This is a genomic window from Bradyrhizobium sp. 186, from assembly GCF_023101685.1.
Lineage (GTDB): Bacteria > Pseudomonadota > Alphaproteobacteria > Rhizobiales > Xanthobacteraceae > Bradyrhizobium.
This window is the reverse complement of sequence record NZ_CP082164.1, coordinates 8,208,259-8,231,935: the sequence shown is the minus strand read 5'-3', so window position 1 is coordinate 8,231,935 and position 23,677 is coordinate 8,208,259. Positions and strand designations below refer to the sequence as shown.

The 23,677-nt window shown below is 59.1% G+C and carries 26 protein-coding genes and 1 pseudogene; 13 read left to right on the top strand and 14 right to left on the bottom strand.

The window, feature by feature from the left end; translation table 11 throughout:
* Positions 1-420 precede the first annotated feature (420 nt).
* The 5 genes and pseudogenes from IVB18_RS39460 to IVB18_RS39440 form a co-directional block, all read right to left on the bottom strand.
* Positions 421-1,416: a glycosyltransferase family 4 protein gene (locus IVB18_RS39460; RefSeq protein WP_256477125.1), complete on the bottom strand. Its 996-nt coding sequence runs from the start codon at positions 1,414-1,416 to the stop codon at positions 421-423.
* Between the two features lie 36 nt (positions 1,417-1,452).
* Positions 1,453-3,054: an alpha-amylase family glycosyl hydrolase gene (locus IVB18_RS39455; protein ID WP_247985626.1), complete on the bottom strand. Its 1,602-nt coding sequence runs from the start codon at positions 3,052-3,054 to the stop codon at positions 1,453-1,455.
* Positions 3,055-3,667: 613 nt separating this feature from the next.
* Positions 3,668-3,847 carry a hypothetical protein gene (locus tag IVB18_RS39450; protein ID WP_247985625.1) on the bottom strand — a complete coding sequence of 60 codons (180 nt, stop codon included), beginning with the start codon at positions 3,845-3,847 and terminating at the stop codon, positions 3,668-3,670.
* Between the two features lie 1,216 nt (positions 3,848-5,063).
* Entirely contained in the window at positions 5,064-5,651 is a 588-nt protein-coding gene (locus tag IVB18_RS39445) for a sterol desaturase family protein (RefSeq protein WP_247985624.1), read from the bottom strand.
* A 203-nt stretch (positions 5,652-5,854) separates the two neighbouring features.
* Positions 5,855-6,047 (bottom strand): annotated as a pseudogene (locus IVB18_RS39440) (DUF6494 family protein).
* 268 nt (positions 6,048-6,315) lie between these two features.
* Between IVB18_RS39440 and IVB18_RS39435 the strand changes: the two are divergent.
* A complete protein-coding gene (locus tag IVB18_RS39435; RefSeq protein ID WP_247985623.1) occupies positions 6,316-6,528 on the top strand; it encodes a hypothetical protein in 213 nt (70 codons plus the stop codon).
* Positions 6,529-6,786: 258 nt separating this feature from the next.
* Entirely contained in the window at positions 6,787-6,948 is a 162-nt protein-coding gene (locus IVB18_RS39430) for a helix-turn-helix domain-containing protein (RefSeq protein WP_247991841.1), read from the top strand.
* A 303-nt stretch (positions 6,949-7,251) separates the two neighbouring features.
* Here IVB18_RS39430 and IVB18_RS39425 read toward each other — a convergent pair whose 3' ends face one another.
* The 3 genes from IVB18_RS39425 to IVB18_RS39415 all read right to left on the bottom strand — a co-directional run bounded on the left by IVB18_RS39425 (position 7,252) and on the right by IVB18_RS39415 (position 9,243).
* Entirely contained in the window at positions 7,252-7,671 is a 420-nt protein-coding gene (locus IVB18_RS39425) for a hypothetical protein (protein ID WP_247985622.1), read from the bottom strand.
* Positions 7,672-8,266: 595 nt separating this feature from the next.
* Positions 8,267-8,575 (bottom strand): ferredoxin FdxA, encoded by a 309-nt coding sequence (fdxA, locus tag IVB18_RS39420; protein ID WP_346732683.1) that lies wholly within the window; start codon positions 8,573-8,575, stop codon positions 8,267-8,269.
* Positions 8,576-8,640: 65 nt separating this feature from the next.
* Complete coding sequence (locus tag IVB18_RS39415) at positions 8,641-9,243, bottom strand: MarR family transcriptional regulator (protein WP_247985620.1); 603 nt, start codon at positions 9,241-9,243, stop codon at positions 8,641-8,643.
* Positions 9,244-9,342: 99 nt separating this feature from the next.
* Here IVB18_RS39415 and rpoH point away from each other — a divergent pair, with 99 nt between their 5' ends.
* Together rpoH and IVB18_RS39405 are read left to right on the top strand one after the other, a co-directional pair.
* Positions 9,343-10,233, top strand: a complete 891-nt coding sequence (gene rpoH / locus IVB18_RS39410) for an RNA polymerase sigma factor RpoH (protein WP_247985619.1) — start codon at positions 9,343-9,345, stop codon at positions 10,231-10,233.
* Positions 10,234-10,413: 180 nt separating this feature from the next.
* Entirely contained in the window at positions 10,414-10,650 is a 237-nt protein-coding gene (locus IVB18_RS39405) for a zinc-finger domain-containing protein (protein ID WP_247985618.1), read from the top strand.
* 48 nt (positions 10,651-10,698) lie between these two features.
* Here the strand turns inward: IVB18_RS39405 and IVB18_RS39400 are convergent, their stop codons facing one another.
* Positions 10,699-11,070 carry a DCC1-like thiol-disulfide oxidoreductase family protein gene (locus tag IVB18_RS39400; RefSeq protein ID WP_256477124.1) on the bottom strand — a complete coding sequence of 124 codons (372 nt, stop codon included), beginning with the start codon at positions 11,068-11,070 and terminating at the stop codon, positions 10,699-10,701.
* A 321-nt stretch (positions 11,071-11,391) separates the two neighbouring features.
* Between IVB18_RS39400 and IVB18_RS39395 the strand changes: the two genes are divergently transcribed.
* From IVB18_RS39395 to IVB18_RS39360, 8 genes are all read left to right on the top strand, one after another.
* Positions 11,392-11,628 (top strand): hypothetical protein, encoded by a 237-nt coding sequence (locus IVB18_RS39395; protein ID WP_247985616.1) that lies wholly within the window; start codon positions 11,392-11,394, stop codon positions 11,626-11,628.
* 80 nt (positions 11,629-11,708) lie between these two features.
* Positions 11,709-11,960, top strand: a complete 252-nt coding sequence (locus tag IVB18_RS39390; protein WP_214493926.1) for a DUF1488 family protein — start codon at positions 11,709-11,711, stop codon at positions 11,958-11,960.
* Positions 11,961-12,010: 50 nt separating this feature from the next.
* Positions 12,011-12,379 carry a VOC family protein gene (locus IVB18_RS39385; protein ID WP_247985615.1) on the top strand — a complete coding sequence of 123 codons (369 nt, stop codon included), beginning with the start codon at positions 12,011-12,013 and terminating at the stop codon, positions 12,377-12,379.
* Between the two features lie 82 nt (positions 12,380-12,461).
* Positions 12,462-13,214, top strand: coding sequence for a cupin domain-containing protein (locus IVB18_RS39380; protein WP_247985614.1), 753 nt, complete (start codon positions 12,462-12,464; stop codon positions 13,212-13,214).
* Positions 13,171-13,473, top strand: coding sequence for a 4a-hydroxytetrahydrobiopterin dehydratase (locus IVB18_RS39375; RefSeq protein ID WP_346732578.1), 303 nt, complete (start codon positions 13,171-13,173; stop codon positions 13,471-13,473). The genes IVB18_RS39380 and IVB18_RS39375 overlap by 44 nt, the downstream gene beginning before the upstream one ends.
* A gap of 564 nt (positions 13,474-14,037) precedes the next feature.
* Entirely contained in the window at positions 14,038-14,433 is a 396-nt protein-coding gene (locus IVB18_RS39370; protein WP_247985613.1) for a VOC family protein, read from the top strand.
* A 34-nt stretch (positions 14,434-14,467) separates the two neighbouring features.
* The gene (locus tag IVB18_RS39365) at positions 14,468-15,019 is read left to right on the top strand and encodes a gluconate 2-dehydrogenase subunit 3 family protein (RefSeq protein WP_247985612.1); all 552 of its coding nucleotides are present in this window, start codon (positions 14,468-14,470) and stop codon (positions 15,017-15,019) included.
* Positions 15,020-15,049: 30 nt separating this feature from the next.
* Positions 15,050-16,618, top strand: a complete 1,569-nt coding sequence (locus tag IVB18_RS39360; RefSeq protein ID WP_247985611.1) for a GMC family oxidoreductase — start codon at positions 15,050-15,052, stop codon at positions 16,616-16,618.
* A gap of 142 nt (positions 16,619-16,760) precedes the next feature.
* Here the strand turns inward: IVB18_RS39360 and IVB18_RS39355 are convergent, their stop codons facing one another.
* Complete coding sequence (locus IVB18_RS39355) at positions 16,761-16,949, bottom strand: hypothetical protein (RefSeq protein ID WP_247985610.1); 189 nt, start codon at positions 16,947-16,949, stop codon at positions 16,761-16,763.
* A 142-nt stretch (positions 16,950-17,091) separates the two neighbouring features.
* Here IVB18_RS39355 and IVB18_RS39350 point away from each other — a divergent pair, with 142 nt between their 5' ends.
* Positions 17,092-17,592, top strand: a complete 501-nt coding sequence (locus IVB18_RS39350) for an EAL domain-containing protein (RefSeq protein ID WP_247985609.1) — start codon at positions 17,092-17,094, stop codon at positions 17,590-17,592.
* A 249-nt stretch (positions 17,593-17,841) separates the two neighbouring features.
* Here IVB18_RS39350 and IVB18_RS39345 read toward each other — a convergent pair whose 3' ends face one another.
* The 4 genes from IVB18_RS39345 to IVB18_RS39330 form a co-directional block, all read right to left on the bottom strand.
* Positions 17,842-19,215: a hypothetical protein gene (locus IVB18_RS39345; protein WP_247985608.1), complete on the bottom strand. Its 1,374-nt coding sequence runs from the start codon at positions 19,213-19,215 to the stop codon at positions 17,842-17,844.
* The gene (locus tag IVB18_RS39340; protein WP_247985607.1) at positions 19,154-20,158 is read right to left on the bottom strand and encodes an AAA family ATPase; all 1,005 of its coding nucleotides are present in this window, start codon (positions 20,156-20,158) and stop codon (positions 19,154-19,156) included. The genes IVB18_RS39345 and IVB18_RS39340 overlap by 62 nt, the downstream gene beginning before the upstream one ends.
* A gap of 702 nt (positions 20,159-20,860) precedes the next feature.
* Positions 20,861-22,876 (bottom strand): adenylate/guanylate cyclase domain-containing protein, encoded by a 2,016-nt coding sequence (locus IVB18_RS39335; protein ID WP_247991840.1) that lies wholly within the window; start codon positions 22,874-22,876, stop codon positions 20,861-20,863.
* A gap of 486 nt (positions 22,877-23,362) precedes the next feature.
* Positions 23,363-23,545: a hypothetical protein gene (locus IVB18_RS39330; protein WP_057855957.1), complete on the bottom strand. Its 183-nt coding sequence runs from the start codon at positions 23,543-23,545 to the stop codon at positions 23,363-23,365.
* Positions 23,546-23,677: the final 132 nt, after the last annotated feature.

Here is a 23,677-nt window from a genome sequence, read left to right as displayed (position 1 = left end):
TCTCGAGGGGTAAAGCGGACTTATCCCGGATCGCGGCGGATGTCAGCTTTTGACAGATATTGTTGCAAAAGTCTTTTTGGGGTGGCGAACGAAAATTCTTAGAGCCGCTGATGCGTTTTACGCGCGGCGACGCGAGGGACCATATCGTTTCATCCAAAATTGATCACGGACCTCCGTCGTGGCTTAGAAAAGCGATGCAGCGGCAGAGAGGTCCAAAGATCGACCTTCGCGAGATTTTTAGGGTTGTTCGATTTTCGACTTTTGCAACAATATCGACCCAAAGCGGACGTAGCCCAGCGGCCAGCCAAGCATTCGTAGTGACTATCCGACGATTGACAGCCGGAAGCGCTTGGCCACGCTCTCATCGAACCGATCCGCTGTTATAGTTTTGGCCCGTCGGTTTTTTCTGTCGTTTGTCCTTCAACCAAGGATTGATCGGTACAAGGCCAAATATCTATCGGCCATGCGATCTACCGTGAAGCGTGCCGATACCGCAGCGCGGCAAGACGCGCGATCGATTTCTTCGATGCGGCCGATCGCATCGACCGCCGCGTCGAGGCTGTCGACCAGAAACCCGGTCACGCCATCATCGATCAGCTCGGGCATCGATCCCCGGTTGCAGGCAATGACGGGTGTTCCGCAGGCAAGCGCTTCCACCACCGACAGGCCGAACGGCTCGTCGAAATTAATGAGGTGGAGCAGCGCGCGTGCGGAGCCCAAAGTCTTCGCGCGCTCCACTCCGCCAACCGGGCCGAGATAGACCACGGATCCACCGCCGAGCGCGGGTGCCACTTGCTCGTTATGGTAGTTCTGGTCCTGGACGATGCCGGCCATGATCAATCTCCGTCGTGATCGATGTGCCGCCGTGATCGCTTCAGCGGCCCCCTTGTCCGGGTGAATGCGGCCGAAGAAGAGCAGATCCTCGCTGCCTTGCGGATCGAACGGAAAGTCCTCGAGCGGAATGCCATGGTGGATCGTTGCGGCATAGCGCAAGTCCGGATGGCGATCGGCCGCGCTGATCGCGACGTAGTGGACGCGATCTTCGTATGCCTTGTAGGCGGGCAGAATGCGCATCGACGAGAAGCCGTGGATCGTCGTCACGACAGGAGTTCCGACCAGACGCGAGAAGGCGAGTGGTACGAAATCGGCCTGGTTATGAATGAGGTCAAACTCACCGGCCTGTTCAAAGACATGAGCTACATGTAGCATCTCCCACACTTTTGCGTCGATCGTGGGATCCTCGGAATAGGGCGCCGGGCAGACGGCATCCAGCCTGCCTGCCGTCTTGCTGTCCTTGGTGGCAAACAGCGTGACATCGGCACCGCGCGCGACCAGCGCCTCGGTCAAGAGACTCGTCACCTGCTCCCAGGGGCCGTAATGGCGCGGCGGTGTACGCCAGGAGATCGGCGCTAGCATGGCGATACGCACGTGATCATCCTTCTCTGCTGCGTGCTATCCGGCCTCGAGCACGACAGCTTCATTCGAGCCTAGCAGGAGGGTGCCACCTTCGACCAGCGCCGCATCCTCGAGCGTGGACAACAGCGCTCGGCTCCCGCGCGCCCAATCCGGCAATTGAAGCCGATGCTGCCGTTCCCCGAGATTAAGCGCCACAATCAGACGCTCCGCCCCGTGTCGGCGTTCGTAAACCAGCATCTCGTATTCGACATTCAACAGAACGAAGTCGCCGATCGATAAAGCCGGGGAAGTGCGTCTGAGCGCCAGCAAGCGACGATAAAGCGCCAGGATGGATTGAGGATCATCCGCCATCCGCGCCACATTGCACGTCCGCCAATCGGCATGGAGCGGCAGCCACGGCTTGGCCGTGCTGAAACCGGCATTTTCGCTGTCGTCCCATGGCATCGGCGTGCGCACGGGATCGCGGCCCAACGCCAGACCGGGCTCGCGCAACTCGCGCGGATCCTGCACTTGCGATGATTCGATCATGACATCGCTCAAACCCAGTTCGTCGCCATAATAGAGCGTGGGCGTGCCGCGAAGCGTCAGCAACAGCACCGCTGCGACGCGGGCCTGGGCCTGTCCGCGCCTGGCCGCAACGCGTGGCCGGTCATGGTTGCCGAGCACCCAGTTTGGCCAGCCATCCGGCGGTAGTGCCGCCTCATAGTTGGTGATCGCCGACGCAAGGGAGCGCGCATCCCACGGGGTATCGATGAGTTGGAAATTGAACGGCAGATGCATCTCCGGCCGTTCAGCGCCGTAATAATGCATCAGCCGATCGACCGGCAGGTAGATCTCACCAATCAGAACCCGATCGCCTTGTCCCCTGGCGCCATAGCCGTCGGCGATTTCGCGCATCGCGGCCGCGATCCGGTGTACCTCCAGCTGGTCCGTCGAATGGAGTTGAAGGAGGCGGTGCATTTCGCCCATCTGGGGCTGATAGGCCGGGTTAGGTGGATTGTCCGGGAAGTCTGCCGCCTTGATCATGTGCCACAGCACGTCGATGCGGAAGCCATCGACGCCGCGATCGAACCAGAAACGCATTACATCGTACATCGCCGCCTGCACGGCGGGATGACGCCAGTTGAGATCCGGCTGCTCCTTGAGGAAGGCGTGGTAATAATATTGTCCGGTGATCTCGTCCCATTGCCAGGCTGAGCCGCCGAAATCGCTGATCCAGTTATTGGGCGGTCCGCCGCCAGGCGCGGGATCGCGCCAGATGTACCAGTCTCTTTTCGGATTTCCTCGGCAAGCGCGGCTCTCGACGAACCATGGATGCTGGTCGGAGCTGTGGTTGGGCACGAAGTCGAGCAGAACCTTGAGCCGCCGCCGATGGGCGTGCATCAGCAGATCGTCGAAGTCTGGCAGGTCACCGAAGCGCGGATCGACGGTGCAATATTCGGCAACGTCATAACCGAAATCAACCATCGGCGACGGATAGATGGGAGAGATCCAGATCGCATCGACGCCAAGGCTGACGAGATAATCAAGCCGCCGCGCGATCCCTTCGAGGTCGCCGATGCCGTCGTCGTTCGTGTCCTGGAAAGAGCGCGCGTAGATTTGATAGATGACACACGTCTGCCACCAGGATGTGGTCATGCAAAAGCCAATCCGAGCCGTGATGGAGTGACTCTCTACCTGTTATGATCGGGAGTCGACGGCTTTATGCGACCGCCGCGTGCCGACTGAGCTGAACGGTTCGTCTGGAAGGGCATTGCTTCGATCACAGTGGTTTGCGAAAGAGTTGCGAGTGGCTGACTTGAAGGTCAAAAACATATCAGACAGCATTTTCGACTATGTGCATCGGATGTGCCTGAATACTAGGTCCTCTAACCGCCAGGCGCATTCCCATCTCTGGGCAGAATGACCAATATAACTGATTGTCAGGGCATCAAACTCCCCCGACTTATCGTGATTGGTGTGGACGAAGCCGTCGCCCCTCCATTTGACACTCCAATCCGCGCCGTCCCAACCTTCGTAAGCCAGAAGCTCGACAGTGACGACGTTGAATTCGCTACGAACCTTCCAGTTCGTACCGAAACGTCGAGCGGTCAGCAGCTTGCCTTGAAACCGGTAATCCAAATGATCGGAAATGACGGTGTCACCAATCGGCATACGATGTCGGTATCACGTGCCGACCGGCAAGGCGTCGATATTTCACGGAGGAGCGGTATCCTGTCAGAAGACGATTAATTTACGAAGTTGCTCGCCGCTATTGCGAAGCGATGGTGATCAGCCATCGAACCGGAACACAGGAACTGTCTTCCTTGACCGATCGAACCATGCCTCTCACGGTCGCGCGGCCAAAGGTCAGAGTAGCGACCTGTCCTCGATATTGGGCGTAGCGGCAGCGTCGGGCCTCGGTTGGGTCATTGGTTTCGATCTGCTGCATGTATCCCGCCAATCCGTTCATGAAACACAAATCGTGACCATGTGCGCAACCAGTAAGCGGACGCGGTTAACGAACTATCCGACAGTACGGCGGGATCGCCTGAGGTGTCTTCCAGATAGATCCAGAAATAAGTCCGTTGGCATCTCGCTATTCGGCCAGAAGTGGTTATAGTTCGGAAATCACCGCGCGCGAATTCAAAATAGGGCGCGAGAAACCCCTGATCATTGCCGTTCGGTCGCATCGCGGGCTTTTTTCAGCCCTCAGCGGAATCTGCCAATGATGTTTGGCATGTCGCGGGATGTGTAGGTGCCGCAAGGTCGGCAGCGCGGATACCCTCGCGTATCGAGCGACACGCCAAGCTTCGCGGCTTCACACCCGTCGCACCTGGGGTTCGCTTCAACGCCTTAGCGATCTTTTAAACGCCGATTTTCTGCTTTGCTTGTGGATTGACTCTAACGCTTCCTTCTCTCGCTTGAAAGCGGCCAGCACGCGTGTTGGATTGCGCGCCCCCACCAGGACCAGCGCCGCTCGGCAGGTTGGGCAATGAGGTTAAGATAGCTCACCCCTACTCGAAAGCTGGTGAATGACGACTCTTCGCCGCCATGCAGGACCTCAAACCCCAGCGAGCGGTAGAATAGGACAGCTCGTGGCATTTCGTGGGCGCCTAGTGTGACCGCGCTGATCCCCTCGATCATGGACTGAACTCTCCTGTTTCATTTCCCCGCGCCGAGAGCGTCGCGGCCCTACCAGTAAGCCTGTTCAGCGTCAAACCACTTACGTTTTTCCGTCGGAAGGTCGTGCAAGCTGGCAACCTCAAGGGCATCTGCGGTCTTTCGTGATGCCCTGTCCCTCGCGGCAGTTCTGGCAGGTATTGGCTTTGCAGGACGCGCGGTCGGCTCGATATTGAGCTACTCGGGCGTCGCACTGATCGCGCTTTGGCTCATTTGGATCAAAGGACCAATGGCGATCGAGCGGTTCGATCTCGCGACTGCTTTGCCGTCTATGGCGCGTTCTGTATTACGATGTTCGCTCGGCCCTCGTTCGGAGGCAGTCTCTACGACCAGAATGGCTACTTGTCATTTAAGCCGCCCTTGGTCCAGAGAAGTGGCGTGGGGACGTCAATGTGACTGCATCCACAGTGCTGGAGGTCATATTGCTGGCGGGGTTGGTTACGATTTGAGGCACTCCACAGAGGAACTTCCAAGCGGCGTTTGATTCAAGGTCGCTTCTGGAGAGGAGACGGTTTTGAATCAGACACCAGTTGATTTGGGAATCCCTTTTGTCCACGAAACCGAGCATCCGGCCTTCTATAGGTACCGAGAATCCCATCCCAGAAGAAATGGATCACCGCGAAATTGCAGTTCGCGTGCCGGTGATGAACGAAGTGCAGTTCCTGTTTGCGTCTGAACCATGCAAACCGCTGAAGCCGCGATCCCTCTACGTGGTATTCCTTGTCGAAAAAGACGTGCGCGTAGAACGACGCCGCACATGCAACTACCTGAACCACGAAGAGATCAATGGGCAATACGAGGTATGTACAAGCTCCTACCAGAAACACAGGAATGAAGAAGAAGGGTGTATTGTTGCCTTCGTCACCGCGGTACGTCCGTGAGACGAGATGATCTTTGGAATAGTAGGTGTGATGGAAGTTGATATGGTTGCGAAAGAACTTACCGCCCATTGGATGGTGGCCGAGCTTGTAATGCATCAGCGTCTGCGCAAATGACATGACCAAATGCGTAGCGACGGCAGTCATGAGAAATAGCGGAAGCTCCGGAAGGAGCCGCGATACCGTCTGGAGCATGACCGCTTCCTCCAGCATAAGGAGTCAATTCAGCATATATTGTGATCTACTCCCCTAAAACACCCCCGGTTTTGAGTAGAGTCCGTTCTCGCTGGAAACCCTACCACGGATGTTGTCGAATCGACACCAAGGACCAAATTGGAAATGAGCAGGATGAGTCCTCCACCAAGAGGGCAGCCCTGCCGGGGCAGCCGGGATAATCGTCAGAGTGCGACCGTTTCCTCGACTACATGTTTCAGCGGCGTCCCCTCAGCGGAAAGGGTCATTCGCATTTTGAGCTTGCCACCCTTCACCTCTCCGCTACGCACCAGGTTCTCAATTTCACGCTGCGATGTAACTCCGACATGCTTTAGAAATTTACGGATTAAAGCGGTCTTCATCCAACTCGGCTATCATGGCTGTTCTCCCTGATCAGGCAGGGAAAGACTAACATGAGGCAAGCAAAAATTGCGTGTTTCTTCCCGTCGCGATGGTGCCAGGCGACATGGTGGCGCTCGCCCGGCTCGGCGCAGATGGACCGGCTAGCCGTGATGTTTTGCGCAATGAAGGGGCCCCAATTATCTTCCGCGCCTCAATGACGCACGCAAGAAATACGAAACGCAATGACTTCGTCGTCAAGACGAGCCTAAGCTGTCGCGGAAAACGCATCTCCTAGGAGGTGACAATGAAAAACCTGGTAGAGTGCCGCAAGTTAGAAGCGAAGTTTCGCCAGCTCGCAGTGAGCGATCCGGCCAGACGTTTCCTTTGGCTCGCCGAGGCGGAAAAATGGGAACGCGAGGCCGAAGCGGAAATCGCTTCTTACTTCGAAGCACGTAATGCCGTGCGAACGACCGGTGCAATCGAGCCAATCACCACAAAATCTAGTGCACGCTCCTGAGGGCGGCTCTCTCATTGCGAGCGGATTCACCGCGAGGGTGGGAAGAGCAGGCGGTGCTCGCACTAGCGGCCTCGCCAGCAGTGGTCGAACCCTAGTCGAGTGCCGGAGCGTCGCGTTAGGAAATCATTAACCAAATCCTTGTCCTCTGAATGAGGCCGAGGGGAAGTGTTTGTGCAAATGGAGTACGCCCTGTCCCCGCGGTCTCAAATCTCAGGCGCGTCGTGACGTCGTCTCGCACGGTGGCTCGTTGGCTCGCCCATCAAAGACATCGAGCGCGATCTGGTCCTAGAAACGCTTGCGAAAACAGGCGGCAACCGCACCGCTTCAGCGCGCCTGCTTGGGTTCTCCATCAGAACGCTGCGTAATAAGATTACGGAATATTCAGCGGACGGCGTTGATGTCCGCCACCCGGCGGCCTGACGTAGACTGAGTTCGCGCGGCCAAGCAGGATTTTCATCTATTCAAGGGGAGGGCTAGGCCCCACCTAAGACCAACGAAGTGCGCGAATTGACCCCTTGCCGAATGCTGGCAGATTATGTGCAAATCCTGCCGATCAGCGTCATCACGGCAGACAACACGCCGGCTCACTCCGCAGCACGGTCGTTTGCAAGTTTCTTAATCGACAGCAGGCATTTCTCCACCGTCGCCGGTCCCAACTCACACCGCGACAAGATGTTACGCAGAGCCCGCCGAAGTGATTCGGCGTGCAACTCCAGGGCAAGATCAAGCTGCTGATGCCGGTGTGCTTCCGTGCTCCTCAGCTTTTGTGGTGCGCTCCGATATCTGCTGGACAACTGGCAATTGCAGCACAGTCGCTCGCTGGCCTTCGACGAGCAGCGTCACCAGGACATTGCTTCCATCGGGAAATTCGATCGCGTCGTGGTGGCGATGCGGCACAATTGGTTCGACCACACCAAACTTGGCAACGCGGAAGCTCGTTGTTCTCGTCCAGATCCATCCCTGGTCGTACTTAACGTTTTGCTCGAAGGCTAACTCGGTTCCGGGAAGCAGGCAGACCGCCATCCCGGGTTCGCTTTCTGCAGCAAAGCCACGGGTCGAGGTCCTGGGGAACGTTGTGGTGACGAGCGTCTCTCCAACTTTGGCGGGACGCGATGCCATGGCATGCAGACTATAGTCACACATGAGATTTGCTCCTCTTTCGAGATAGCGCACCCGCACCCGCGGTGGCGCGGGCGTCTATCAGTGTGGTCCAGTGGTGAATATTACCCAGCTTGTGGGCATTTCTACGGCGCGCCTCATTTCAAGGAATTTACACAATCCGCCGGTTCACGCCGGCGCGCCTTACTTCGGTGGGTGCAAATCGCCTTGAAGCCAACGTCCAAGACCCTTGGACTTCATAGGGTCTTCATACGCGGCCAGGGTCTTAAGTACGTGATTGCAGATACCACATTCAAACGTATGCAAGTCGACGCCCGGGCGTGCTAGCTCGATACTGACGAGCATCATCGGGGCCTTGCACTTCGGACAAGCGGGGCGCTCAATTGCAACGAATGGAATGACGGACGACAGGCGTTGAGACTGGGGCATGATGCTTCCCTCGAATAGGCGGGAGCGCAACACTCTCTGTCACCGGTAATGCCCAGGAGGCGGAGCGGTGATTGTCTGGTTATGCGCCTCCAGGGATCTCAAACGCGAGTTAATTCGCGGATATTGGAAGGAAGGTAAGCGCCTCGCGGAAATTGCGAAGGCGAATGTTGCGGTGCGGGCGCTGTTCGCCTCAATCACCCGCGGCGGGATTTGGTGAGAAGTATGGAAGTTTGTCCGGCTTCCCCTCCCACTCCTTGGAGTCGGGCGGGGGGCGCTTTTTGACCGTAATATTTGGCCAGATTTTCGCGTATTCCGCATTCAGCGACAGCCATTTCTCAAGCCCCGGCTCGGTGTCAGGCTTGATCGCGTCTACCGGGCATTCCGGCAGGCAGACCCCGCAATCGATGCATTCGTCCGGGTGGATGACGAGCATGTTTTCGCCCTCGTAGAAGCAGTCCACGGGGCACACGTCGACGCAGTCCATGATTTTGCAGCGAATTCAGCTCTCGTTGACGACGAAGGTCAATTAAGCGTCCTTTCAGCAGATCGCAGCGGCGAACTCATTCATGGCGTCGGTCCGTCCTCGCGGTGCTCCTTTATTGGTTGAAAATGGACGCACAGAAGACCTACGTCCTCTGGCCGAATCGGAACACCGAGGAGCAGGCATTCAGCGGCCGAGGGACCCGTGCTCGGCAGGTTGCCGGACATCTCTCCGCCGAAGTGCGTGCAGTCCTGGCAACCACCGAAGCGCCGATGCGCATCACTCGTCGCTAGAGTGGACAGCACTTGGTGCAGCGCGCGACGCATCGCAGTTCGCTCTGTCGCGTCGAGCGAATCCACGGCGCGCACCAGAACTTCGAACGGATCGCGTGCAAGCGCTTTTTTGCCCTTGCTCGTCAGTCGCAGACTTACGCTTCGCCCGTCCGTCTTGAATGGCTGTCGGACCAAGTACCCACCCGCTTCAAGCGCCTTAATGGTTTGTGTCGCGGTGCCGCGGGTTGTCGCTTGAAATTCCGCGAATGCCGACGGGGTCCGCGAGAACGGGTTGGCACGGGCGAAGAAGCGGAGCGCCATCCATTGGGCCGGACTGAGTTCGCCGTCATAGCCCTCAGCTTGTACGAGCCGTCCCACTTGCAGCAGGAGCTCTGCCGTTTCGCGCGCTGACATGATTGCCTCTTCAGAATATAATAGTGTTTCGAAATTAACTTGACAATCGATAATCGGATGCAGATAATTTTGTTTCGAAACTAGTTGGAGGGCTTGATCATGGCCCGCAACGCGGCCCTGCCGATCCTTACGGCCGAACCCGGCCTCACCCAATATCTTGAGGAAATCCGGCGGTTCCCGATGTTGGAGCGCCAGGAAGAATACATGCTAGCCAAGCGCTGGCGCGAGCACGGCGATCGCGACGCGGCACACAAGCTGGTCACCAGCCATCTGCGGCTCGTGACCAAGATCGCCAGGGACTATCGCGGCCACGGCCTGCCGATCGCCGAGGCGATCTCCGAGGGCAATGTCGGCCTGATGCAGGCGGTCGAGCGCTTCGAGCCGGAGAAGGGCTTCCGGTTCACCACCTACGCCGTGTGGTGGATCAAAGCGGCGATCCGGGAATACATCCTGCGCTCGCGGTCGCTGGTGAAGATGGGCACCACGACCAACCAGAAGAAGGTGTTCTTCAACCTCCGCAAGGCCCAGAGCAAAATCTCCATTCTCGACGATGGCGATATGCGGCTGGACCACGTGAAGGTCATCGCCCGGCGGATCGGCGTCACCGAAACGGACTTGATTTACATGAACCGGCGGCTTGGCGGCGACGCCTCGCTCAACGCCGCGATCCGCGAGGACGGCCAGTGGCAGGACTGGCTGGTAGACGAATCCCCGGACCAGGAGACGACGCTCGCCGCGCGCGAGGAGTTTGATAACCGCAGCAAGACACTGTCCGATGCGCTCACCGTGCTTAACAAGCGCGAGCGGCGCATCTTCGAGACGCGCCGGCTCGCCGAGGAACAGATCACGCTCGTGGAACTGGCCGAGGAATTCGGCGTCTCGCGCGAGCGCGTACGCCAGATCGAGGTCAGCGCCTTCGAGAAGGTGCAGAACGCAGTGAAGCGCCGCGTCGCGGCGATGGCGACGCCGGCGCCTCTGCAAATGCGTTAGCTTCCAACCCTCTCCCGTGGTGGGAGAAACTAACGATGGGCGTGTCGCTATGGGTACGTTTTACGGCAACCGAACGACGCGAGAGGGGCGCCGCTCACCGGGTGCTGATCCAGTCCTCGCTCGACGAACCATGCACGGCACTTTGAATTATCGATCGGGCGCCTAAGCCGCGCGCTGCAGATGGAAGGTTATCCGAAGTTTCATAATGAAGTCGGGGTGCCGATCGTGCGCATTGGCAGCCGCGAGTTCAAGTGCATTGGGGATAAACCGCCGCAAGATCACCCACACATCTACCTCAAGATGGGCGATGCCGGTGAGATCGTCTGCCCCTATTGCTCTACGCTATTCCGCTTCGATCCGAGCTTGGGCGCACAGGAAGCTGATCCGGCAGATTGTGCTTACGGTGATAAGGACTGAGTTGAAAAGCAGCAACACTGCTTCCTTCGTCATACCTGCCGGGGCGGTTCACGATAGCCACGAACGATCCGAATTCGGCAGGATGCAAGCGTCACGACGGCCGAACCAGCGATAGCGGTTGCGCGCGACCAAGTCATAGATCGCGTCGCGGATCACCCGTGGGATGAATTGGAAGACCCATGTCCACTGCCAACGCGGAAGCTCGCGCGCAATGCGCAGCACGGCTTCGGATTTTACATAGGCCTGGCCGTTCGCCAAGAAGGCGAAGGAATCCGGGTGATCAGGATCGATGCCGAGTTGCTCAGCGAGCGGACGTCCCTCGGCCAACTGGATCGGAACGAAGCGAAAATAGCCGCGGCGATCACGTTTGTTCACGAAGCGGCAGCCGCGCGAGCATAGGACGCATACGCCGTCGAACAAGATCAGGCCGTGCGGCGAGTTGATGCCGCCAGGACTTCTTGGGTCAACGACGATTGACTGCTCCGCCTGCATGGAACATGCAAACACCCGCGGGACGGCCGGCGCAACAGGGGTGGTCGTCCCTTAGAGCCTTTCTCGAAATGGCTGCCGACATCACTGATGACCGAGCACTGGGCGGCAACCTCCGCCTCATTCGATCACCTCGCCGACGCTGCGCTCGCCCACGCCAACGCGGTGATCGAATGACCGGGTCCCTGCTTGAGCTTGAGCGGTAACAGCACCACCTCCGAGAGGTCGATATCCCGAAGCCGGAGAACCTTGATGGAGGAGATGCCGCGTAAATCCGCAGCCGAACTTGAGGCCGAGTGCCTTCGGCTTCTGGCGATGGATCCGCACACGCGAGGCATTAAGCGCGTCGAGATAATTCGCATGTACCCTAAAGGCACGGGGCCGAATTGGAGCTACGGCGCGCTTGATCCGATGCCGACGCGCGCGGGCGTGGCCATTGCCCAAACGCTTATCGCGTCGGTCTATGGAAGATGGGCGCTGGCAGATTAATGCGCTCATGCAGCCCTCGCTTGTAGGGGGCCGGATAAACCACCATATGTTAGTCTCACCCCCGTCTGAGGACCATTCTCATGGTTGTTGCTGGCGGCGATTACGTCCATTTCGTTGTGGAGTACGGCGGCAAAATCGAAAAGTGCCGGGTAACGGAGACTGCCCTTCTGAACAGAGAGCGCATGAGCAGAAAGGACGCAGGCTATGCACAGCTCATCGCTATCTTTGTAAGGCACCGAGCCGAGATCGAACATCTCGCTCTCGCGAAGTTGCAGCGGGAGGGGCACTCTGACCGCGGTGTTGTAGTGACCACTGAGGATCTGAACCCTTGATGCAGCTGGCTGTTCGAGGCGCGGGGAAATGAAACAGGAGAGTTCTGTCCATGATCGAGGGAATCAGCGCGGTCACACTGGGCACCCACGAAATGCCACGATCTGTCGGATTCTACCGCGCGCTGGGGTTTGAGGTCCTGCATGGCGGCGAAGAGTCGTCATTCACCAGCTTTCGTTCAGGGACGAGCTATCTTAACCTCATCGCCCAGCCTGCCGAGCGGCGCTGGTCCTGGTGGGGGCGGGTAATCTTCTACGTTGCCGATGTTGACGCACTTTACGACCGTGCGCTCGCAGCGGGATACCGGCCAGCTACCGCGCCCCACGATGCCGAATGGGGTGAGCGCTTCTTCCACCTAATCGACCCCGACGGCCACGAACTCAGTTTCGCTCGGCCTTTGCTCCCGGTTTCCGTCCAATAGCAGCTGGAAGCGGCCTGCCATTCCAAGAGGCGCTCGGAGAGCGTATGGTGCTCCGATGATCCGCTGAACCTGGGAGGCAATCATGCAGTTCAGGACAACCGGACTACTGTTGCTCGGCGCGATGGCACTTCCCGCCTCCGGGGCCGCACAAACCACCGCCGCTCCACCGGCAATTACACGAACAGTGATCGCCGCTTCCAAACTGCCGACCGTTACAGACGTGCCGCTCCATTTCAAAGCGGTGAGCATCACTCTTCAGCCGGACGAGAAGAGCGGCGTCTCGGCGGCCAACGGCATCCTCTACCAGATGTCAGGATCGACCGAGATCGCGCTCGATGGCGAGGCCAAAATGCTCAACGCCGGAGAGGGGCTGTTCATCGCCGGCGGAAAGACCGCGACGCTAACGGCGGGCAGTGGAGGGCCGTCAACTTTTCTCCACTTCTTCCTTGTCCGCGCTGTGGACTTGGGTCGGCCTGTCGAGACGGCACCTGCCGCCGTGAGAGAGCTATATCGCACTGCGACTCCAATCCCCGACCTGAAGCCAGGCGGTTATGATCTCAATCTCACACGAGTCACGTTTCCGGCGCAGATGCCCTCCAACCCGCCACACCATCGGTCAGGAGCGGCTCTGTACTATATTATTTCTGGCACCGGAGCGAACACGGTCGACGGTAAGACGGAAGCAAGGGGACCAGGTTCCCTGATCTATGAACCGTACGCTCTCGTGCACCAATGGGGAAACCCAGGCAACGAGCCGTTGATATTCTTGGCCTTCAACATCAATCCGGAAGGTGTGGCAGCCGTGCTTCCGGGCGCACCAGCAAAGGAGCAATAGCCAACGGCGGGCGGCCCACCGCATCGAGAGGACCGTTCGATTCGACAGTTTCCGGGAAGCGCTCGGCGTTATTCAGAAAGTCGGTGAGCTTGCCGAGACAGAAGGCCATCACCCAGACATCAGCTTCGGTTGGGGTTATGCGACTGTCTCTCTGAACACCAAGAAGATCAAAGGACTGCATGAGAACGACTTCATCATGGCGAGCAAGATTGATCGGTTGCTCGATCGCCCGGATGGGTTCCTCGACCACAAGCAGTGAGAAGCTCCGACATAAACTGGCGATTTGAGTCATGGTGGCAACGAACGGTCGCACCGTCACCGTGTTCGGCGATAGGAGTTCGCGCTCCTTACCCTGCGGCAGAGTTTTGGCTCGCTCTTTGACGCGGTGCGCTTCCTGCGCCAAGCGTTGCTCAAACGTGGGTTTGGGTTGGCAGAATGAGTCGTGCGGCCTGATCCGGCAGTTACCCTGACCTAATGGGAACATACATTTGGTAATTTGAAGTAATTGTCTGGAAGAGTTGTTAGGCGTAGTTTTCGTACCAGCCAGCCGCAGGCGGCGACGAGACACTGACGGCTCGCCTATGAAGTCCCGTCGCGGCACGGGCCGACCCTGTTCAAAATCGTTGGCCGCAGAGCCGGCAAGGCCGACGGTTACCACTATTCGCCGAATTTCGCGTCGGCCGATTTCGTCTGGGACGACCACACGCTCGATGCATGGCTGGTGAACGCGCAAGCGGCCATCGCGGGCGCCACTATGGCGTATCGGCAGGCGAAGCCTGCCGCTCGTGCGGCTATCGTCTCGTATCTCAAGGAACTGCATTGAATGGCCAAACCTGTCCACTCCATGATCCGCGTTTTCGATGAAGCAAAGTCGCTCGACTTCTATTCGCGCGCTTTCGGACTGAAGATCGCCGATCGCTTTGTCTTCCCCGATTTCGCGCTTGTGTATCTGCGGCACCCCTCTTCGCCGTTCGAGGTCGAACTGACGGTGAATTTCGACCGCAAGGAGACTTACGCGCTCGGCGATGGATACGGCCATCTCGCCGTGGTGGTGGACAATCTTGAGGACGAGCACGCCAGGTTCGAGCAGGAGAAGCTGTCACCCGGGCCGATGCGCGATTTCAAGCACGATGGCGTCACGCTTGCGCGCTTCTTCTTTGTCGCCGATCCCGATGGCTACAAGATCGAAGTGATCGAGAAAGGCGGTCGCTTTCAGTAACGCCGCATAAAAACAATCAAACGGAGGAACAACCATGAGAGAAGTTGATCGCAGGACCAAGTACAGTCGCCGCATTTTCCTGCGCGGGGCCGCGACTGCCGTGCCAACCGTCGCCATTGCCGCAAGCGTGGGCCTCAGCATCGAAGACGCGTGGGCGGAAGAATCGACCGCGCTTGCCCCGTCCACCATGAAGACGCTTGTGAAAGTCGCTCGCGATATCTATCCGCACGATTTTCTCGGCGACGTCTATTATATCAACGCCATCAAACCTTGGGACGGCAAGGCTGCAAAGGATCCCGCCGTAAAGACGCTGCTGGAGGAGGGCGTTGGCCGCCTCGACCAGGATGCGCAGGGCCGGCACAACGTCGCCTATATCAACGTGCCCTGGGAGGCCGACCGCATCGTGCTTCTGCAGGGAATCGAGCAGAGCGACTTCTTCAAGAAGATCCGGTCCGATCTCGTCGTCTCTCTTTATAACCAGCAAGAGCTCTGGCCGAAGTTCGGTTACGAAGGCTCGTCGGCCGAATACGGCGGCTACGTCAAGCGCGGCTTCAGCGATATCGACTGGCTGCCGAAGGTCTTCTGACGGCCCATAAACGGTTGAGAGGAACGTCACATGGAAAAATTCAATCTGAACGACGACAGTGTGGTCGTCATTATCGGTTCCGGCGCGGGCGGCGGAACGCTTGGCAACGAACTCGCGCAAAAGGGTGTCAAGGCTGTGATCCTTGAGGCCGGTCCGCGCACCGAACTCCAGGATTTCATCAACAACGAATGGGAAAGTTTCACGCAGCTCGCGTGGACGGATATGCGGACGACGTCAGGCGACTGGCGCGTCGCCAGAGACTTTCCCAATCTGCCTGCATGGATCGTGAAGTCGGTCGGCGGTTCGACCGTCCACTGGGCGGGTGCATCGCTGCGCTTTGAGGAACACGAATTTCGTGCGCAAAGCGCTTACGGCAACGTGCAGAGAGCCAGTCTTCTTGACTGGCCTATCACGCTGGCAGACATGGAGCCGTGGTACGCCAAGGCAGAAGACAAATTGGGCGTGACCCGGACCAACAACATTCCGGGACTCCCCGGCAACAACAACTTCAAGGTGATGGAGGCGGGCGCCAGGAAGGTGGGCTACAAGGAAGTCCACACCGGACGGATGGCGATCAACAGCGAACCGCGCGACGGCCGCGGCGCCTGCCAGCAGATCGGCTTCTGCTTCCAAGGCTGCAAGACCGGCGCGAAGTGGTCGACGCTCGATAGCGAAATCCCGAAGGGCGAGGCGACCGGCAACCTCGAAGTGCGTCCGAACAGCATGGCTGTGAAGATCGAGCACGATGCATCGGGCAAGGTAACTGGCGTCATCTATGCCGACGAAGCCGGAAACATGCAGCGCCAGAAAGCGCGGGTCGTCGCGGTCGCCGGCAACTCGATCGAAAGCCCGCGTCTGCTGCTCAACAGCGCATCCAACTTGTATCCGGACGGCCTTGCCAACAGCTCCGGGCAGGTCGGCCGCAACTACATGCGTCACGTGACCGGCAGCGTCTATGCCGCGTTCGAAAAGTCGGTGCACATGTATCGCGGAACCACGATGGCCGGGATCATTCGCGACGAATCGCGTCATGATCCGTCGCGCGGATTCATGGGCGGCTACGAGATGGAAACGCTGTCACTCGGTCTGCCCTTCATGGCGGCGTTCCTCAATCCTGGCGCATGGGGCCGTCCGTTCACGAGCGCCATGGAGCAATATCCGCGCATGGCCGGAATGTGGATCGTCGGCGAGGACATGCCGCAGGAGACTAACCGCATCACGCTCGATCCGAAGGCCAAGGACAAGTTCGGTCTGCCGGTCGCAAATGTTCACTACGATGATCACCCCAACGACATCGCCATGCGCACACACGCCTACAAGCAGGGCGCTGCGGTCTATGAGGCGGTCGGTGCGACGGTGACCTATCCGACGACGCCCTATCCAAGCACTCACAATCTCGGCACCAACCGGATGAGCGCAAAGGCGAAGGATGGCGTGGTCAATAAATTCGGGCAGACCCACGACATCAAGAACATATTCATCTCCGACGGTAGCCAGTTCACCACTGGTGCCGCCTGCAACCCGACACTCACGATTGTCGCGCTTGCCATTCGACAGGCCGACCACATCGCAAGTGCGATGCAGCGAAAGGAGATCTGAGTTCGGAGGCAGGGCTCGCATCAGTATGTGCGATGCGAGTTTCCACGCCGTTGCATAGCCGGATGGGGAGCGCAGTGCAGTGCCTCCGGCAGAACGCGGCCAATCAGCGGCGTGCCATGCCCAATCCTAAAAGCATCATGCTCTAGTCTTCGTCCGGCTCGCGCACGACCGGCGGTTCGTCGGCGCGGTCCTCCTCTTCGTCCTCTTCGTCCTCGTCCTCTTCGTCTTCATCTTCATCAGGATCTCGGGGCGGCATCGTGTTGCCCATGATCACGAAGGGACTCCAGTCGATCAACCTGGTGGAAAATTTCTCGGGGAGGTGTGGGGTCATGTTGTTGCTCCTCGGGTGTGGACCCTAGGAGATTTTACCCCTTCTGCTGTCATTCGGCCTGCGAATTTGCCCCCCCTTAGCCGGGGGATCGGTCGATCGAAGTGATTAGTTTCGGACCGGAAGCGCGCGATGGCGCACTATCTTGGATTTCCCGCGACATCACGGGTGTAACGGGCGGTTACCCCCCGAAGCACTTGAGCTTGAGATCACTGAAAATATCGCGCTTGGTCGTGAAGATGGAACGCTGTCTCCATTAAAAGCACTCCGAGCAAAAGGCGTCGGGATTGCGTTCGATGACTTTGGAACGGGGTATGCATCTCTTAGCTATTTGACGCGCTATCCACTTACGCGAATCAAAATCGATCGCAGCTTCGTGCAGAAGATCGATTTGCAATCCGCCTCGGAGGATACGGCAATCGTGCGTTCAATCATCGTGATGGGACGCAACTTGGGACTTGAGGTCATTGCCGAGGGCGTCGAAACCACGGCGCAGGCGGATTTTCTAAGATCAGAAGGTTGTCACGAGATGCAAGGGTTCTTGTTTTCAAAGCCGCTTCCCAAGGAAATGTTCGAGAAATTTCTTGTGTCGAGTTCAAGAGAGAAAACTAAGACAGCCATCGAGGCATCCCGATTAGCTGGATAAGTAAGAGCACAGGGACGTGGCCAGGACATAGGCGACAAAATGGCTTAACCGATCTCGCTCAAATTCGTTGTCGATAACGCTGCAATGTGCTCCGGCGTAATCTCGATCGTGTCAATTCGGCGATCGGGCTGCGTCTTGACCATGTTTGGCCTACTCCTAACAACCCACGTCCGGAAGGTCCGGCTTCGTCGCGTACAGGCCACGACCCGACATCTCAGGGCCTTGTTCGACGGCGTTTACCCAATGATCCTATATCGGCAACTCGGACAAGGACGCCTCCGCGCGACGCTCGAAGATGACTGCACCCTGGCGCTTAGCGATACCGGAAGCGGATGCGAAGGCTGATTGTGCCTCAGTCTTGTTGCCGCGGTCGAGCGCCAGCAGGCACGCGCCGCGCAAGCGATAGATCTCGGGCAGGTAGATACCGACGCCGGCCTCGTCGATGCCTGCGATCGCGCGGTCGAGATGACCGAGCGCGTCCGCGGGCCGCCCCGCGGCAAGCAGAACTTCGGCAGCGAGGCCGAGATAATATTGCGGCAGCGGACCGGCCGCGGTCGCATTGGCGATCTCGGTATCGATCAGCCGCACGGCGTCCGCAGCGGCGGCGCCTGTTGCCGTCGCCCATCCGACCAGAAACAGGCTGCTGGCGCGCCACGGTGGCAGGCCGAACCTGTCAGCCAGCGCGGCCGCGCGATGGGCCGCCTTGTAGACCGCCTCGCGGTCGCCTCCAAGCTGGTGGCCCATGCCAGTGCTGTGCAGCCCCTGCGCGAGACTGTTTGGATGATCGATCATTTCGGCCAGCGCGATGGCCTGCGTGAAATGCTGCCGTGCCTGTTGTCCTTCGCCCGAGAGTTGCCACGCATTGCCACATTGGGCATGAGCGCAGACGCAAGGATCGTGGCCGCCAAACGCGTGCGCAAGGTGACGGTGCTGCGTCACATCGTAAAGCGAGATAGCGTGCCGGCTGCCCTCCAGCACGCCGCGGACATCGCCACGATAATGCGCCGTTGAGAGCTGGCAATGATAGGCTTCGAGCAACAACTCGCGATCACTGGACTGTCGTGCGAGCGACACCAGTTCGTTGGCGCGGTCGCGCGCCGACGCCGTCTTGCGGCGCAGATTGGCGTTGATCCAAAGGCCCCACTTGGCCTGAAAGGACGCGGGGCCGTCGCCGAGCTCTTCGCCGATCTCGGCGGCTCTGGTGTAGGCCGTTTCGGCCTCAATACTTTGCAGGCCCTGCGCGACAAACAACGCCGAACCAAGCTTCAGCCAGAACTCCAGTTGCCGGCGCAGGCCGCTTTGGGGCGGCATGGTTTCGGCGAGCTTGAGACCCGCCGTGAAATGCGCGATCGCTTCCACATAGGTCGAGCGGCTCACGGCCTGGTTGCCGGCGCGCATGCGGTAATCGCAAGCGAGAGAGAGCTGCCCCGCTTTGCCGAAATGATAGGCCAGCAGCTCCGGTTCCTTCGCGGCGATGTCGCCAAAGCGCTGCTCGAGCGCAAGACCGACGCGCCCGTGCCATTCTCGGCTGCGCATCAGCAACAGGCTTTCATAGGCGGCGTCACGCACCAGCGCGTGCTTGAAGTTGAAGCTCCGCTCGAAGCCACGCGCCTCGGGAAACACAATTCCTGCGGCAACCAGCTTTTGCCAGCATGTCTTCCAGTTCGTCGTTGTCCTTGCCGGCCACCGCTTCCAGCAAGGCAAAGGTGAATTGCCGGCCGATCACCGCGGCAATCTGGGCCACCTCGCGCGCGCCGCCGAGACGATCAAGGCGGGCCATCAGTGAGTCCTTCAGTGTCGCCGGCACCGAATCCTCGCCCGCCGATTCCATCACACTTCGGGTCAGCTCTTCGACGAACAGCGGCACACCATCGGTCTTGGCGATGATCGCGGCGATCGTGTTCGCCGCCAGTCCATGCGCGGCAGCGACGCTCGCGACAACCTGCATGGATTCGGGACGGCCGAGGCGTCCGAGCGTAATCAGCGTGGCGTGTGGCCTTGACAGCCACGGCGGCGTGAAATCCGGTCGCGCCGACACCACGACAAGGAGCCGCGCGCGGGTGATGCTGTCGGCCAATCGCGTCATCATTTCGAGCGTGGTCGCATCGATCCAGTGTGCGTCTTCCAGCACGATCAGCACCGAATCGCTGTCGCTGGTCCGCGTCATGATCTCGACGATCAGCGCGAGCGTCGCGGCCTTGCGCTGCGCTGGCGACGTGGCAGGAGCCGCCTCAGTCAGCGGGATCGACAACAGTTCGGCCAACAGCGGCAGCGCAGCAGGATTGGCGATGTACCGCGCGCCAAGAAGGCCGCGGAGTTTCTCGGTGCGCACATCCGGTGGATCGGCAGGCGCAAAGCCGGCGGCGCGGTTGAGATACTGGATCACCGGGTAGAGCGCGCTGTCGCTGTGATAGGGAGAGCATTGCAGATTGATGCGCGCATGAGCTTCGGCTGCAAGCTCTTGCTGCAGCGCCTCGATCACGCGCGATTTGCCGATGCCGGCTTCGCCGGTCACAGTCAATATCTGGCCTTCGCCTTGCCGCGCCAGATGCCAGCGTTCGCGCATCAAGCATAAAATTTAGATTGTGGCGGCAGTCTACCAGAACGGAGCAGCAAGTTATGGCCCCAGGTTCAAATTGTTTTTTCGTAAGGTTTCTGCCGCTTACCGAAGATGAGCAAATGAAGGGCCGGAATGCCACCGCATCAATTGCCTATCTTTGGAACTCTGTTGCAAAAGCGTGGTCGTGTATGGAGATGGAGCGTTTGTACGGCCGAAGGGCGAGTCGTTATGCTAGGTTGCGAAAGTCGCCGAGCCTCTGCCAGATACAAAGCTAACAGAGCACTCTTCCTGATGTTACTCTGCGCTCCTTAGAGCGGACAGCCATTCTGGTCGCTCACATTCCAGCATTTAGCCCACGTGTGCGAGTATCTCAGGCCGACTAGGATGTCTGATGGTGGCCCCTTTGAGACATGCCCGCCTATCCTGAGAATGTCCGTTCACCGGGGTAGACCGGAAGTCGCCGTAGTCCGGCCAAACCGACGCGAATGACCCAACTCGGAAGTCCGCCCCGACAGACTTCTCGGGGAGGGGAGGCGCTAAAACAATGTCTCGCACGACGTTCTCTGAAAGCAACACCACATGCTGGAGGAACGCGCCAAACGCCGCTTACTGCCATTCTGACCGCCGATGCGGTCGGCCGGCTCATGGAACAAGATTAGGTGGATGGCTGCGCGTGAAGCGCAGCGCCTAACCAACACATAAAGAATTTCAGGGTTGCGACGGGACCACTGCGGCATTGCCTCGTCGCAAGCGGTTCTCATCAGCTTCCTCCCGCAACCCTGCGAGCCGAAGTGCCCTTACCATCCTGTCCCTAAAGTCAGCATCGAAGCACCACATGGTATAATAGCGATCAGCTTCGCGCACGCTGATATCCGGCTTGAGCTTCATCAAGCTCGGCACTTGAGCTCGGGCTTCGTCAACCCTTCCAAGATGTGGGAGCGTGTAGACGAGGTGCAGGTGGTCTAGCCAGTTCTGCTCGGCGTAGGATCTTTGGAAAACCTCAAGAGCCTTGGCGTACTCCCCCTTCCGATAGTAGTCCTTTGCGATCACCCACCACCACCAGGACGGCGCCGCCGGCCCTGCAAGTGCGAGGGCCTTTTCCGCAAGCTGGCGCCCGTAATCCCAGTCTCCGGCATAAGCCAGAAGGTTTCCTATTAGGCCGAGGGCGCTTGCATCATTCGGATTGATAGCCAGCACTCGGTCAGCTTCAACCCGCATTCTCTTGGTCTGGCAGGTGGCGGCGTAGGCCGAGAAAAGTGCGAAATGCGCCGCGGCGTTTTCAGGCGCAAGTTCTACAGCACGATTGCCTGCCTCCAGGAGGCGGGGAACGAGATCAACACGCTTGTCAACGTCGTCGAGCCCAGTACCCCAACTGCGCTGTATGTACAGAATGCGCGTAAGGATCGCCCACGCTTCGGCATAGGTGGGGTCGCGTGTTACAGTGGCCTCCAAACACGCACGAGCCCGTCGCATTGGCCCTGCAGCACTCTGCGCCGCACTTGCCTGATAGCCTTGAAGGACGCACTCGTAGGATGAAAGCTCAGTGGCTGGCTTCGAACGCGCCCGCTCCAGCACTGCTTTTGCGATCGCACCGGTCCGAATGTCGCCGATTGCAGCGCCGATATGATGTGCGATGTCATTCTGTAAGCTAAGAAGGCTAGCAGATGCCGTCGACCGCTCGTAGGTCTGCGCCCAAAGGTGGGTCCCGGTGCGGGCGTCGATGAGCTGCGCAGTGACGCTGATCTGATCGGGGATACGCCTGAAGCTGCCTTCGATGACATATTGCGCCTGGAGCTGACGGCTCAGCTCTTGCATTTCGATGGCCTTCTTGTAGGCGAAGGTGGTGTTGCGAGCCAGCACCCGCAGGTGATCGAAGCGGCTGAGACGAGTGATGAGCTCTTCGCTGATGCCGTCTGAGAAAAATTCCTGGCTTGGATCGCCAGACAGATTGTCGAATGGCAGCACCGCGATGGTGGGGCCCCTCGACTGGTTCGCCGCCTCTAACCGGGGAGGTGCCTGCGAACGCTTGGTCACTTGCCAAGCGCCAATGCCAGCGAGCGCAACCACAACCGGCAGCAGCACGAGCCAGCGGAGCGATTTCGTTGGCAAGGTCGGGGTGAGGAGCTGTCCCAACCACAGCGCGAGCCCGTTGTTGCGCGAGTCCTCTGACGCTACATCCGGCGTGGCCGGCAATCCGGCAATTGCTTTTGGTCCGAGCGCGTAGATGCGGACCGGACGCGCGATGTTTTTGAGTTGCTGCTCGCCGCGGTCCTCGAATGGAAGCTCTAACCGACCGGCCATGTCCTCATAAACACGAGCCGAGATGCAGAATCCTCCCGGCGCGCTGAGGGGCTCAAGCCGAGCCGCCACATTGACGCCGTCGCCGAAGATGTCTTGATCGTCAACGACAATGTCGCCCTGGTGCACGCCCACCCGGAATTCGATCCGCTGGTCCACCGGAATGTCGGCATTGCGCTCGGCCATCGCGCGCTGTACAGCCACCGCGCAGCCGACAGCCTCCACAGCGCTGGGGTACTCGATGAGCATGCCGTCACCGGTCGTCTTGACGATGCGGCCATGATACGCAGCGATGTTGGGGTCAACGACTTCACGGCGAATGGCTTTAATTCTGCGAAGCGTGCCACGCTCATCCTGGCCCATCAGCCGGCTGTAGCCGACCACATCTGCCACCAGGATCGCCGCAAGCCGGCGTTGGGGCTGCATTTGATGCACAGTCGTTCTCCCCTGTCCGCGCGGGAGGGCCGACTGCGCTCTTTACCGCGAGGGGTACCGTCACCGCAGCCAACTTAGCACCATTGGGACATGGCAGGTTGGGGAAAGTTGGGGCTCCCTGAGCCCCCTACCAGTCGGTTAAGTGGCGAGATATGGCATTGTAAACCGACCGCGACATCCGACCGTCTGCCCCCTATCGCGCTCGTTCCAGCTCTATCTCAAATCCTGAAAACCATGTGCCTGGAGCCGATCGAATGCGACCCTGGAGTTCGCGTGCGTGGCCCGATGTCGCTTCATGGCACCTTTGAGACATGCCCGCCTATCCTGAGAATGTCCGTTCACCGGGGTAGACCGGAAGTCGTCGTGGTCCGGTCAAACCGACGCGAATGACCCATCTGCGACATTGGGCAGCACTCAAGAAAGTGCACGATCTCACTTGATTGGCGGAATGGTTCGCCCAGCGGCGATGTCCTGAGCCTACGCGCTTATGTTCAACTGCCGCAGCACGTCAGCGATGAGTTGCTTCACGTCCTGATGGCCACCGTTGTTGAAAGTGATGCGCGTGCCTTGTCCGTCGGGCAGTGGTGTGGCGGTCACGATCCTATCCGTGTTGATGACGATGGGCTGATCGTCCGGTTGCGTGAACTGCACGAATGCCATGAAAGATCGATCCTGCCTGTTGGGCGCGCGAGCCGCGCGCGGCGCCCCCAAACCTGCGACGCGCGGGCGTCAAGGTCAAGCCTGTGTACCGAAACGTAAAGGCGAGGCGCTTCAAATGGCTTGCGGCGTTTG

Bases quoted from the DNA above. Each gene is read 5' to 3' on its own strand.
- IVB18_RS39455 (WP_247985626.1), bottom strand. From the start codon at position 3,054: ATGACCACATCCTGGTGGCAGACGTGTGTCATCTATCAAATCTACGCG.
- IVB18_RS39340 (WP_247985607.1), bottom strand. From the start codon at position 20,158: ATGCGCGAACGCTGGCATCTGGCGCGGCAAGGCGAAGGCCAGATATTG.
- IVB18_RS39445 (WP_247985624.1), bottom strand. From the start codon at position 5,651: ATGCTCCAGACGGTATCGCGGCTCCTTCCGGAGCTTCCGCTATTTCTC.
- IVB18_RS39415 (WP_247985620.1), bottom strand. From the start codon at position 9,243: ATGTCAGCGCGCGAAACGGCAGAGCTCCTGCTGCAAGTGGGACGGCTC.
- IVB18_RS39335 (WP_247991840.1), bottom strand. From the start codon at position 22,876: ATGCAGCCCCAACGCCGGCTTGCGGCGATCCTGGTGGCAGATGTGGTC.
- IVB18_RS39450 (WP_247985625.1), bottom strand. From the start codon at position 3,847: ATGCAGCAGATCGAAACCAATGACCCAACCGAGGCCCGACGCTGCCGC.
- IVB18_RS39370 (WP_247985613.1), top strand. From the start codon at position 14,038: ATGGCCAAACCTGTCCACTCCATGATCCGCGTTTTCGATGAAGCAAAG.
- IVB18_RS39435 (WP_247985623.1), top strand. From the start codon at position 6,316: ATGAAAAACCTGGTAGAGTGCCGCAAGTTAGAAGCGAAGTTTCGCCAG.
- IVB18_RS39330 (WP_057855957.1), bottom strand. From the start codon at position 23,545: ATGGCATTCGTGCAGTTCACGCAACCGGACGATCAGCCCATCGTCATC.
- IVB18_RS39355 (WP_247985610.1), bottom strand. From the start codon at position 16,949: ATGACCCCACACCTCCCCGAGAAATTTTCCACCAGGTTGATCGACTGG.
- IVB18_RS39385 (WP_247985615.1), top strand. From the start codon at position 12,011: ATGATCGAGGGAATCAGCGCGGTCACACTGGGCACCCACGAAATGCCA.
- IVB18_RS39380 (WP_247985614.1), top strand. From the start codon at position 12,462: ATGCAGTTCAGGACAACCGGACTACTGTTGCTCGGCGCGATGGCACTT.
- IVB18_RS39405 (WP_247985618.1), top strand. From the start codon at position 10,414: ATGGAAGGTTATCCGAAGTTTCATAATGAAGTCGGGGTGCCGATCGTG.
- rpoH (WP_247985619.1), top strand. From the start codon at position 9,343: ATGGCCCGCAACGCGGCCCTGCCGATCCTTACGGCCGAACCCGGCCTC.
- IVB18_RS39460 (WP_256477125.1), bottom strand. From the start codon at position 1,416: ATGCTAGCGCCGATCTCCTGGCGTACACCGCCGCGCCATTACGGCCCC.
- IVB18_RS39360 (WP_247985611.1), top strand. From the start codon at position 15,050: ATGGAAAAATTCAATCTGAACGACGACAGTGTGGTCGTCATTATCGGT.
- IVB18_RS39365 (WP_247985612.1), top strand. From the start codon at position 14,468: ATGAGAGAAGTTGATCGCAGGACCAAGTACAGTCGCCGCATTTTCCTG.
- IVB18_RS39390 (WP_214493926.1), top strand. From the start codon at position 11,709: ATGGTTGTTGCTGGCGGCGATTACGTCCATTTCGTTGTGGAGTACGGC.
- IVB18_RS39425 (WP_247985622.1), bottom strand. From the start codon at position 7,671: ATGTGTGACTATAGTCTGCATGCCATGGCATCGCGTCCCGCCAAAGTT.
- IVB18_RS39395 (WP_247985616.1), top strand. From the start codon at position 11,392: ATGGAGGAGATGCCGCGTAAATCCGCAGCCGAACTTGAGGCCGAGTGC.